This is a genomic window from Candidatus Hydrogenedentota bacterium (assembly GCA_035450225.1).
GTDB lineage: Bacteria > Hydrogenedentota > Hydrogenedentia > Hydrogenedentales > SLHB01 > DSVR01.
This window is the reverse complement of the sequence record DAOTMJ010000037.1, coordinates 35,796-47,903: the sequence shown is the minus strand read 5'-3', so window position 1 is coordinate 47,903 and position 12,108 is coordinate 35,796. Positions and strand designations below refer to the sequence as shown.

6 protein-coding genes are annotated in these 12,108 nt (G+C 61.5%); all 6 read left to right on the top strand.

Annotated elements, in window-relative coordinates; genetic code table 11:
- Positions 1–760: 760 nt before the first annotated feature.
- The 6 genes from P5540_16040 to P5540_16015 all read left to right on the top strand — a co-directional run bounded on the left by P5540_16040 (position 761) and on the right by P5540_16015 (position 12,086).
- Positions 761–1,783 carry a uroporphyrinogen decarboxylase family protein gene (locus P5540_16040; protein ID HRT66327.1) on the top strand — a complete coding sequence of 341 codons (1,023 nt, stop codon included), beginning with the start codon at positions 761–763 and terminating at the stop codon, positions 1,781–1,783.
- A 278-nt stretch (positions 1,784–2,061) separates the two neighbouring features.
- Positions 2,062–5,955, top strand: coding sequence for a choice-of-anchor Q domain-containing protein (locus P5540_16035; GenBank protein HRT66326.1), 3,894 nt, complete (start codon positions 2,062–2,064; stop codon positions 5,953–5,955).
- Positions 5,956–6,089: 134 nt separating this feature from the next.
- Positions 6,090–6,329 (top strand): hypothetical protein, encoded by a 240-nt coding sequence (locus P5540_16030; protein HRT66325.1) that lies wholly within the window; start codon positions 6,090–6,092, stop codon positions 6,327–6,329.
- Between the two features lie 156 nt (positions 6,330–6,485).
- The gene (locus P5540_16025) at positions 6,486–8,621 is read left to right on the top strand and encodes a DUF5696 domain-containing protein (GenBank protein ID HRT66324.1); all 2,136 of its coding nucleotides are present in this window, start codon (positions 6,486–6,488) and stop codon (positions 8,619–8,621) included.
- Positions 8,621–9,610: a methyltransferase gene (locus P5540_16020; GenBank protein ID HRT66323.1), complete on the top strand. Its 990-nt coding sequence runs from the start codon at positions 8,621–8,623 to the stop codon at positions 9,608–9,610. The genes P5540_16025 and P5540_16020 overlap by 1 nt, the downstream gene beginning before the upstream one ends.
- A 439-nt stretch (positions 9,611–10,049) precedes the next feature.
- Positions 10,050–12,086, top strand: a complete 2,037-nt coding sequence (locus P5540_16015) for a glycoside hydrolase family 3 N-terminal domain-containing protein (protein HRT66322.1) — start codon at positions 10,050–10,052, stop codon at positions 12,084–12,086.
- Positions 12,087–12,108 lie beyond the last annotated feature (22 nt).

Below are 12,108 nucleotides of genomic sequence, written 5' to 3'. Positions count from 1 at the left end.
CGCCGCGAGATCCCAGGACTGGCGTCCTGGGCTATTTTCAAGGCGTCCCTACGGGACTTCGTGTCGAACACCGTCTCATTCGACCGTTCTAAAAATGTATAAACTCCAGGTTCAACCCGTTCCGGGTTGACCGCTGGCTGATCCGGTTCCGTGGGTTGCCCCCCACGGCTATTCATGTTTCGGCCCCTATCGGGGCCGGGGGCTACCGTCAATCCGGATCGTTGGAGGAATAGGGGGCTTCTCGCGTCATGAGACCGGTCCGGACACACCAGTTCAACCGGGTCGGAACAGATCGGAAAAACCGGATTAGCCAAAAAAGAGCACCCCGTGTCACCGGTCATCTTTTTGCGCTTTGCTTGCCAGCCCCGATTGAGCCTTTGTGGCTGAGCTGCCTTGGGAAATGTCGGCCAGACCCATTGGGCAAACCTTGCCGGGCTCGCTTTGTTCATGAAAGGTGATACAATAAACCAAGAATTGGAGGATGCTCGACGTAGCGGTAGCACAAAAAAAAGACATAGACGATGCGCTTTATAAAGCGTTGATGGCGCGCGCGGCGGTTCAAAGGCAACGGCGATGTGTTTATCTGATACGGATACCCCGATTTATGGAATGAAAGGCAATCCGCGCATCGTTGCGCGATATCGCGAGCACGCAACTCAACCGAAAGCCATACAGGGTGACGATATCGTCAATTGGATGACTTGAATATGCGGGGGAATCTCGACAAAGCCGATCCTGCCCGCCCAAGGAAACCACGAACATGACCGGTAGGGAACGCATTCTCAATTGCCTGGAGAAACGGCCGATCGATCGTCTGCCGTTCATGCCGATAACGATGATGTTCGCGGCGGATCACGCCGGCGTGCCGTACCGCGCTTACGCGACGGACCACCGCGTGCTCGTTGAGGCGCAACTGCGCACCGCGGAAGCGTATGGTTTCGACTATGTGTCCTGCATATCGGATCCCGCGCGCGAGGCGGCGGACTGCGGGGCCGCCGTCCATTTTTTCGACAACCAGCCGCCCGCCCTTGACGAATCGCGGGCGCGCTTGGCCGACAAGACGGAACTCGCGCGGTTGCCCATGCCCGATCCCCTTGGCGGAACGCGGATGCGCGATCGCATCGAGGCCGCCGCCTTGTTCCGCGAACGCGCGGCCCGCGAATACCTGATCGAGGGATGGGTCGAAGGTCCCTGCGCCGAAGCCGCCGATTTGCGTGGGATAAACGCGCTCATGATGGACTTCTACGAGGATCCGGCGTTCGTTGCGGACCTGTTCGAGTTCGTGCTGGAATTGGGATTGCGCTTCGCGCGCGCCCAAATCGAGGCCGGCGCGGACCTGATCGGCGTGGGAGACGCCGCCGCGTCGCTCGTAGGCCCGGACCTTTACGAAGCCTTCGTGTTCCCGTGCGAAAAGCGTCTCGTCGAGGGCATCCACGCGACGGGCGGCCGCGTCCGCCTGCACATCTGCGGTAACACCCGGCCCATACTCGACGGTATGGGACGCCTCGGCTGCGATATCGTGGACCTCGACTATATGGTTCCGATGGACGAGGCCCGCGCCGCGATGGGGCCCGCCCAGGTCCTTCTTGGAAATCTCGATCCCGTCGCCGTGGTCCGCAACGGATCGCCCGAACAGATCCGCGAAGCCGTTGCCGCCTGCCACCGTCAGGCCGGTCCGGCCTATATCGTGGGCGCCGGATGCGAGATTGTGCGCGACACCCCGCCGGACAACCTGCGGGCCATGGCCGCATACGCGCATTCATTTCCGTTGGGGGAAGCATAGCGGCCCGTGGGAAAAGCCGGGATTGCCGTGTCGCTCGTAAACTCGCTCCCCACAATGACGCGGCGGCCATGCCTGCATCGAAGTTGACAGAATGGTTCTTTCGGGGTAAAGTGAAGATAGGCCATACGGATCGAGGATGTCAGTTTTACTTTTTTGTTTGCAACATCGGCGATTGCGTGAGAATGTTGCGAAAAATCGTGCCAATGACCGTCGCATTGCGGCTTGGCTGTCTCAGGGGCATTGAATTTCCAATGGCGCGCGCAGGAAAGGACAAGAATATGTGGACGCGGCGTTTTGCAATCGTGTTGGGCGTGTTGTTTCTTGCGGGAACCGCATCGGCGGGCGTCGTTTACGTCGGCCCGCCGGGATCCTGGGCGCAAAAGGATATCGCGCCCGTGGGCACCATTCAGGCCGGCATAGACGCCGCCTACGCGCAAGGCGGGGGCGAAGTCTGGGTCGTGAAGGAAATTTACGACGAGCAACGGCCCGCGCATCCGTCCGGCGGCGTCATTTTGAAACCCGGCGTCCAGTTGTACGGCGGTTTTGCGGGCACGGAAACCGCCCGTAACGAACGCGATTGGACCAAGAACGTAACCGTCATTGACGGGGCCAAGGCGCGCGGCGGGTCGCCGGCCTATCATGTGATCATCGGCGCCACGAACAGCGTCCTGGACGGGTTTACCATCCGAAACGGAAACGCTTCCGCCTCGGATCTCGACAGCATGGGCGGCGGCCTGATTTGCGACGGCGAATCGCCCCGCATCGCAAATTGCATGTTCGTGAACAACGTGGCCGCAGCCTACGGCGGCGCCGCGGTCGTGATTGCCGCCTCGCCAACTTTCGACGCCTGCACGTTCACCGGCAATACGGGCGGCCTTGGCGGCGCCATGATCAACATGGAAGCAGCGGCGCCGATTATCGGGCAATGCGCGTTCACCCGAAACAATGCCACAAGCGGCGGCGCCATCGCGAACACGACCGCCGCCGCGCCCGTGGTGACGGATTGCACGTTCACGCAGAACGTCGGGACCAATGCCGGCGCCGTGGACAACCGCGACTCCACGCCCTCCTTTACGCGGTGTGTGTTTACGAACAATTCCGCCAACGGCGGCAACGCCGGCGCCATGATCAACCTCCGATCCAACGCGACGATTGCCGCCAGCACGTTTCTGGGCAATTCAGGCAAGTGGTCCGGATGCGTCGCCAACGTGCAATGTTCGCCGTCGCTTGTCAATTGCGTCTTCGCGAACAACTATTCGCTGCAAGGCACGGGCGGCGCGATTCGCAATGCCAATTCAGGCACGGCCAACATCGTGAATTGCTCGTTCGCCAACAACCGGGCCGTTTCGGGCGGGGCCGTGTCCTGCGAGGTTTCCTCGGCGGCGGTGCTCACCAACTGCGTGATTTGGGGCAATACGCCGGACGGCGTTGCGGATGTGGACGGCAGCCATCCCGTCCTCTCCTTCTGCATCGAACAGAACGGATTCGGCGGAAGTCCCGCCTTGGATCCCCTGTTCGTTGCGGCGCCCAACGACCTTATGCCGGGTCCGGGATCACCCTGCATTGACACGGGAACGGCCACAGGCGCGCCCGGTACGGATATTCTTGGCGTCACGCGCCCGCAAGGCGCGGGATTCGACAAGGGCGCCTACGAGGCCATCCCTGTTGGCGAAGGCGAAGGCGAAGGCGAGGGCGAAGGCGAGGGCGAAGGCGAGGGAGAAGGTGAAGGAGAAGGGGAAGGGGAAGGGGAAGGCGAAGCATTGATTACGGGTGTTGTAATCAACAGCATCACGAAAAAGCCGGTGGCGGGCGTCAAAATTGAAATCGCCAGCGCAATCAAGGCGCTCGATTCGACCAAGACCGATACACAGGGGCGCTTCGCGTTTCCCACACGGACCCGCCCGGGATCGCTTCAGTCCGGCTTCGCCTATGACCTGACCTTCGCGCTGAGCGAGTATCGTCCCAAATCGGCGGACGGCGTGATCGCGCCCAAGGTGGACATGGAAGTCGAGCTTGTGCCGTTGGGTGTGACAAGGCCCGGACGGCCCATCGCGCGCAGCGGTCCGCGGAGCGTTTATCTCGAATGGCCGTCGAATCCCGAATACAACCTCAAGGGCTACAACGTCTGGCGCGCCGTAAGCGACGCCGCGGGAACCGCGCTCGGCGATCCGATCAAGATCAACGGCAACAGCGGCGATATCTACGACGGCATCCTCACCGGAACCGAGTTCGTGGATACCACGGCGGCCCGCGGCACGTATTTCATCTACACGATCCAGGCCATCAGCGGCGCCGACCGCCCCAGCGAGCACTCAACGGCCTCGGAACCGGTCAAAGCGGAATATTTGACGCTGTACTTCCCCGATATCGCCGTGAAAGACCGAAGCCTGTACCTGTGGGAGCGCGTGCCGGGCGAGCCGTCGTGGTGCCGCATTCCGATCTCGTCGAAATGCGCATACGACATCAGCACCTCGGGCATCCAGATTGTGGCGCACCTGCCGTCCGATCTGATTGATCTCGGCGTGACCGGGGACGATTTCGTGGTTGAACCGACCGGCGTGACGGCGTCGGTGGCGGGATTGTTCGATGCGTTCATCGTGTCCAACGACAAGGATTCGGACTCTTTGTCGCTTTACATCATCAGCACGTCCATTGAAGGTGTCCCGCTGTATGGCGCGGGCGATTTGTTCAATGTATATGTCCGCCTGAAAAACGTGCCGGACGACACGTGCGGCCCGCTTGCGCTCCTGGACGAAAAAGTGTTCGGTGTCGGCAACGGCGTCCGTCTCTACGACGATTCGGTTCCGTGGCCGTTGCCGATCTCGGATTATGAACTCCTGAACGGGACGCTTTGCGTTAACGCCGGGTGCCTCCAAGGCGACGTAGACCAGGACGGCGACGTGGACATGGACGACGCCCGTCAAATTCTCAAGATTTGGACGAAGAAAGTGCCGCCGCCCGCCGAATGTTTCCCGGCCGCCGGCGACATCAACTTGGACGGCTACGCCGACGCCGCCGATTCAACGCTGATCCAGCGCTGGCTCGCGGGCATGCCCATCAATCCAACGCCGCCCTCGCCGGCGAAGACGTGGGACTTCTCGCGTGAGTCCTTCGCGGCTGCCCGCCTGACCAAGGCGATTGAAAGCGTTGACGTCGTTGTCGGGGCTGTGCAGGGCGCGCCGGGCGAACTGGTTACGGTGCCCATCATGATCGGCGGCGCGCCGCCGCTGGCTGGATTCACGGCGTCGGTGACGTTCCCGTCCGGCGACGCGGGTCTGATCTACCAGTCCGCCGAACTCGGCCCGGCGCTCGCCGGCGGATTCTCGATGGATGAGAATCACGGTGTATCTGAAGAGAATCCGGAAAACGGCTGGATCAACTTGGCCGTCAGCAGCAACAGCGCCCTTGGCAAGAGCGACCCGACCGTGCTGGTCAACCTTTCGTTCCAAATCGGCGGCAACGCAACCGGGCCGTTGCCCGTTGCCCTGAGTTCCTTCAACCAGTTCGACGAGTACGGCTACACGCCGCGCCAGGACGATCCCCTCGCGCCGAACAAGGCCAATGGAACCGTCACGGTCCCCACCGGTTCGCTGCGTGTGAGAATAACGCCGGCGGAAGCCGTCACGGCGGGCGCACAGTGGCGCATCGGCCAGGGCGACTGGTATGCCGGCCAAGACATTACGGTGGCGGATCTCCTGCCCGGCACATACACGGTCACGTTCGCGGAAGTCACGGGCTGGATCAAGCCGCAGGATCAGACGGTTCAGGTTCATGCGGATCAAACGGCTGAAATCACGGGATTGTATCTTTCGACAACTGGCTCGCTGAGAGTGACCATCGAGCCGCCCGGCGCGATTCTGGCGGGCGGATTGTGGCGGGTGGACGGCGGCTCCTGGCATCTGAGCGGCGAAACCGTCGCGGGCTTGACGCCCGGCGAACATGTCGTTTCGTTCAGGGACACCATCGTGCCGGGCTGTTTTGGGTCGGATGAACCGTGGCACACCCCGCAACCGTTTACCGTGATCGTCGAGGAGGGCGCCACAACCACCGCGACCGGTTACTATTGGCAGGGAGACAACCCGCACCCCGCTAAAAACGCCGGGGCCGATGCGGGCCTCGTGGCGGGCGTACTGACGGCGCTGTGGTTCGTGGGGAGACGAATGAAGAAGTGAGTCAGTGAGACTATGGGCTGCAGGCTCAAGGCTGGAGGGTGGCGATTCCTCCAGCCTTTGCATTTTCAAACGCATACGCCGATCGGATAAGATGGGGAAAAGCACGGAGGAACGACATTATACACACCGCACTCATGGCCACCTTGTTGACGGCATGCGTCATCGGCGCGCTCTCGCCAGATCCCCGGCACAACAACATCGGCCCGGCGGCGGCAGTTGACGAGCCGAAGACCGTAACCGGCGCAGGCGAGCGCGCCGCCGACGGCGATGCGCTCCAAATAAGCGAATCCGGCTGGCTCTACGACGCGGGCCTCAAAGGCGTGGCGGTCAAGTTACCGGTAACCGATGAAAGCCGTGCGTGTGAAATGAGATGATCGTAGGATACGCGTAAAGTGAAATGAACGGTCAATTCACCACAAAGGCACGAAGGCATAAAGGCCGCATGAGTACGCCGTCCTTTGTGTCTTTGCGGCTTTGTGGTTCCTAAGACGCATGATTGGATGAACGCAATTCATTAGAGGGAAAACACCATGCTTACGGTCCTGCTCTTGGCGACACACGTAATGGCGGTGGAGGACTTTGCTCCGCGAATGGCGGCGTTGCAGAAGTTTTGGGAACGGCTCGATGCCATCGTCGTAACAAAGGACTTTGAATCGGAGAAGGCTGCGGGGCTCGCGGAAGCGAAGAAACGCCTCGATGCGGGGGCCGCGTCCGTTGACGAGTACAACGCGATCTATCGCATGCTCGACGATTTACGGACTTCTCTTTTGGCGCATGCCGCCGAGAAGCCTTCGCGTGTGGAAGGTATGTTCGAGGAGAAGGAAGACGCCTGGCCCGTCAAGTCATCCGCGCTCGAACTGACGATCGGCAAGACGGATTTGCGCATGACGGTCAAGACGCCAAAGGCCGAATGGTTTTTCGCGCCATGCGACGGCAATGACGTTCAACTGAGAGGCAAGCATTTCAGCCTGCTCGCCGCGAAAATCGTCAAATGCGAGCCGTTCAATACCGGTTACAGCGCCGGTATGACACTGTCATTCTCGGAATTCCCCGACGCGCCCGGCCTCGACTTGCGCCTGACCGCGAACCTGATCGGAAACGAGATCGTTTTCGAGATCGCCGCGCCGGGGGACGTGTCCAACCTCGAACTCATCCTGTGGCCAAAACCGCTGGCAACGGAAAACACGGACAAGGATTTTGCCGTGATTCCGCACATGCAGGGCATGTTGCTGCCGGGAAATTGGGACCAGTCCATCAACGAGGCGGACCTCTCCAACTCGCGGTCGTTGTACATGCCGTGGTGGGGGCAGATCCGCGACGGGCGGGGCGTCCTGACGATCCTCGAAACGAGCGACGACGCCGGCGCGGCCTATCGCCACCCGAAAGGCGGGCCGACCACCATCCAGCCGCGCTGGCATGCCTCGCTTGGCCGGCTGAACTATATGCGCATCGCGCGCTATGTCTTCGACGACGAGGCCACATACGTGACCTTTGCGAAACGATACCGCCGCTTCGTGAAGGAGGGCGGGCGCTTCGTGTCGCTCGACGAGAAACGCGTGCGCACGCCGAACGTCAACGAGGTCATCGGACGGCCCGTCGTGCATCTTGGCGCGCTGTATCACTTCGTCAAGGAGTCCGCGCTGGCGAACAAGGAGAAGATCGAAGCCAATCACAGCCTGCAAACCTTCATGGAACTCGCCGAACAACTCCGGCAATTGAAGGCGAGCGGAATTGACGACGCGTATGTCCATCTCGACGGTTGGGGATTCTACGGTTATGACAACGGCCATCCCGACGTGCTGCCCGTCGGCTCCGAGCAGGGCGGCTGGGAGGGGCTTCGCCGGTTCGCCGCCACGTGCGAGGAACTCGGCTACCTGTTCGCCGTCCACGACCAGTACCGCGACTTCTACAAGAGCGCCGTGTCGTTCGATCCCGCCTTGGCGACGGTCCGCCCGGACGGTTCGATTCCGATGGAAGGCACCTGGTGTGGCGGACCGCAGAGCATCCTCAGCGCGCGATTCGCGCCCGAGTACGTCCGGCGCAACCACGACCTGTTCGCCGTGAACGGCGTGAAGGTCATGGGCGCGTACCTCGACGTGTTCAGCGTCGTTCCGCTCGAGGAAAGTTTCGCACCCGCGCATCCGATGACGCGGTCCGATTGCGCGCGTTACCGCCGCGAATGTTTCTCGATTCTTCGTGCGCGCGGGTACGTAATCAGTTCCGAAGAACCGGCCGATTACCTCGTGCCATGGCTCGACTTGGTCCATCACGGCCCCTATGCGACCATGCCCCACATCGGCGGAGGCGGTCCACGGGGCATTCCCGTGCCGTTGTTCAATCTGGTGTACCACGACTCGTTGCTGTTGCCGTGGGAGATGGGCGAAGACGGCGGCTGGGGTATTCCGAAGGACGACTCGGGCCGACTGCACTGTTTGCTGAATGCCGGGCTGCCCTACGTCGGCCCCGGCGCCGACGCGGCGGCGATTGCGCGGGTCAAGGAGGCTTGCGCTTTGTCCCAACGATGCGCCACGCTGGAAATGACCAACCACGAATTCCTCGACGCGACATGGCGCAAGCAGCGCAGCACCTTCGCGGACGGAACGCGGGTAACGATCGATCTCGACGCAAAAACGCACACGATTGAATACGGAATGGAGACGAAGTGATGGCGGCGCAACACACCCCTGAAAGCATTCTCGCCCTTGCACGGCAATTCATGGAATCACGCATCTTTTTGAGCGGCGCGGAGCTGGGCCTGTTCGATTGCCTGGCGTCCGGCGCGATGACCGCCAAAGAAATCGCCGACGCGAAGGAATGGGATCCTCGCGCATTGACCATCCTGCTCGACGCGCTGACGGCCATGGGATTGCTGGAAAAATCCAACGAACGTTATTCGTGTCCCGCGCCGATAGCGGGCATGCTCGGTTCCGCCTCGCCCGGCTCCGTGCTCCCGATGGTTCTGCACGTCGCCGGACTGTGGCATCGCTGGTCGAACATCAGCGACATCGTGCGCGGGATACCCGTGGCGCAGACGCCCGGCGTCTTCGATACGGATGCGCAACTCGCTGCGTTCATCGGCGCGATGCACGTCATCGGCGCACGCATGGCGCCGGAAGTGGTCAAGGCTGTCGCGCCCGGCGACGCCCGGGCATTGCTCGACGTGGGCGGCGCATCGGGCACCTATACCGAGGCGTTCCTCCGCGCATGTCCCGGCATGCGCGCCACCCTATTCGATCGCGCGCCCGTTGTCGAACTCGCCCGCGCGCGGCTGGAGGGCAGCGGTCTGCTGGATCGGATTGCGTTCGCCGCCGGCGACTTCTACGAGGACGACCTTCCCGGCGGCCACGACCTCGTCTTTCTTTCCGCGATCATCCATCAGAACAGTCCGAGGGAGAACGTCGAACTGTACCGAAAATGCCGGCGCGCGATGCTGCCTGGTGGACGCCTCGTGATCCGCGACCACATCATGGAGCCCGATCATGTGCATCCGGCCAGCGGCGCTCTGTTTGCCGTCAACATGCTCGCCGCAACCCCCGGCGGAAGCACCTACACTTTTGATGAAATACGCGAAACCCTGGAGGAAGCGGGTTTCTCGCGCATTCGACTGATACAGTCCGGGGACTTCATGAACGGACTTGTGGAGGCATTCAACTAACGCGGGCCAAGTACACAGAATCCGGTTTTTCTTCTTGCTCTTGCTCTTGCTCTTACTCTTGCTCTTGCTCTTGCTCTTACTCTTGCTCTTGCTCTTGCTCGTAATCGTAATCGTAATCGTAATCGTAATCGTAATCGTGCTCAAACCCCCGCGGTTTTCGCGTTCGATAAATCGTGGATTTCAATGGGTTGCGCATGTTGCCCAAGAATTTCTTGTTGTTTTTTGTGGAAACCAGCCGTTGAGGCGTCAACCCTTGCCAAAGGAAAAAGGACGTACAGGAAAACCGGGACACAAGAGACTTCATCCGCCGGGTTGCTGTCCTTGAAATCCTTTATGTCCTTGAACGAGTCGGTTTGTGGCCGTTCACGGCCGGTTGCGCCGGGTTTCCGGGCCAAGGGATATCTCTGCTACAATGCCACTTGAAAACAGGATCTTATCCATGAATGGCATTTTTCTTGGCCGGTGGCTTGCCGTTATTGTCCTTTGCTCCGCGCCGGCATGGGCACAGCAGGGCGGTTCCGGGCTTGCCGGCACGGTAAATCCGCCTCCGGGGCGCGAACCCGCGGCCCTGTCGGCGCCGTCTCCGGCCCAGCCGCCCGAAAGCCCTTCCGGTCCAAAACAGGAAGCGGCGCTTCTGCGCGGAAAAATCGCGCAATTGATGTTGGTCACCCTGAATGGACTGTACGGGCCGCGCTCGGAAGAAACGGAATTTCTGTTGCGCTATCCCCCGGCCGGCCTTGTCATTCCCATGATCGTCGAACCCCGCGATGCCGCGGAATACATCAGGCAATTGCGCGGTCTCGAATCGAGGACGGGCAGTCCTCTCCTGATTGGTACGCAGTTATACGATCTGCCGCAGCGACAGCACCTTTTCAAAAACCCGTTCGTCCAGCTGCCGACCCTGCTCTCATTGGCCGCATCTTCCGATTTGGACGCGACAGGCAAACTCGCCAAATTGACCGCCGATCACCTCAATGCCATGGGCTTCAACCTCAACTTGGGGCCGCGTCTCGATCTGGCTCCGACGCTCCCGAGCGCCGTGGGCGGCGTGGACCATCTCGGCAGCGATCCGCGTTTCGCGGCGAAGGTCGCCGGAACGATTCAGAACACGCTGGAGAGCAACGGGATCATCGCCATGCCGATGGGATTTCCCGGCGGCGGCGAAAACCGGACCGGGCAGTCCCCCGCAACCCTTCTGACGCCCAAGATCCATTTGATGGAACATGACCTGCTGCCGTTCCGGAAAGCCATTGAACAGGGCACGCCGATGCTGCACGTCGGGGACACGCTGGTTCCGACACTCGACGAGAGCAGTCCGCCCGCCTGTATTTCGCGGGCGGTCATTCACGGCCTGTTGCGCGGCGAACTCGGCTACGAGGGCGTCATCGTGGCGGGACCCGTTGATGCGCCGGACGTCCAGCGGCAGCGCGACACCGCCTCGGCGGCCATCATGGCGTTGGACGCGGGCGCGGACATCGTTTATTGGTCCGAAACGGGGCAAAAGGTCGCGCGCGCCATCGAAGCCGTCGCGGCCGCGGTCGAAAAGGGCCTCTTGGAACGCGAACGCATTGAAGAGGCCTTTGAACGGGTTGTCCGCCTGAAAACCGATCGCAAGCTGGCGGAACGCAACCGGCCGGGCGTGTACAAGGCGGCTTCCCTGGAAACGAGCGCGCGCTATCCCAAGGAAGCCTACGAGGTGGAGCGGCGGTCCATCACCGTATTGAAAAATGCCGGAAACGTGCTGCCGCTGGAATCGGGACGTTCGACGCCGGCTGGCGTCACGGGCGTGTTCGGCGTGGAGGAAATGACCAAACTGCTCAAGCGCAACCTCAAGGCGGTCGTCCAGCAGAACATCCAGACCGCGCAGCAATTGGGCGACATCGAGGATTTCGAGATTGCGCGAATTACTGGAAACATTACGGGGCTGAAAACGGTTGTGTGTGTCCTGGGAACCATGAAACGCAACCAGGGCGAAGCCCGGCTGGTCCGCAAACTCAAGGAAGCGGGCGCCCGCGTCGTGGTCGTGTGGCTCGGCCATCCGCGTCCGCTTGTGGACATGCTGGAAGCCGACGGGATTGTGGTGGCTTATTGCGACCCGACGATGTGTGGCGCCAGCATCAAGGCGGTGGCGGACGTGCTGGTCGGAAAGTGTCCGTTGGCCGTCTTGCCGGCCCTGCGCGAACTTCGGACGCGGACCGGCCGGGAGGAAGTGTTCAACGCCCCGGACGTGCTCCGGGCGCCCGCGGGCCGGCTGCCGGTTTCACTGGGCGGGGCATTTGTGGCAGGATATGGCGTGTCATACGATCCGGAGCCGTTTATCAAAAAGGTCGAATGGCGCTTCGGCGACGGACAACGCGCAAGCGAGATCCGCGCGGTGCATGCATACGAATCGCCGGGACGCTATGAGGCAATCCTGACGGTGACCGACCGGCTGGGCGCAGTGACATCGGGCGCGTTTCCGGTCGTGGTGGAATAAACGACGAAATCAAGCGAAAGGA

Excerpts from the sequence above, each read along its gene's own strand:
- P5540_16035 (HRT66326.1), top strand. The coding sequence starts at position 2,062 with ATGTGGACGCGGCGTTTTGCAATCGTGTTGGGCGTGTTGTTTCTTGCG.
- P5540_16025 (HRT66324.1), top strand. The coding sequence starts at position 6,486 with ATGCTTACGGTCCTGCTCTTGGCGACACACGTAATGGCGGTGGAGGAC.
- P5540_16040 (HRT66327.1), top strand. The coding sequence starts at position 761 with ATGACCGGTAGGGAACGCATTCTCAATTGCCTGGAGAAACGGCCGATC.
- P5540_16020 (HRT66323.1), top strand. The coding sequence starts at position 8,621 with ATGGCGGCGCAACACACCCCTGAAAGCATTCTCGCCCTTGCACGGCAA.
- P5540_16015 (HRT66322.1), top strand. The coding sequence starts at position 10,050 with ATGAATGGCATTTTTCTTGGCCGGTGGCTTGCCGTTATTGTCCTTTGC.
- P5540_16030 (HRT66325.1), top strand. The coding sequence starts at position 6,090 with ATGGCCACCTTGTTGACGGCATGCGTCATCGGCGCGCTCTCGCCAGAT.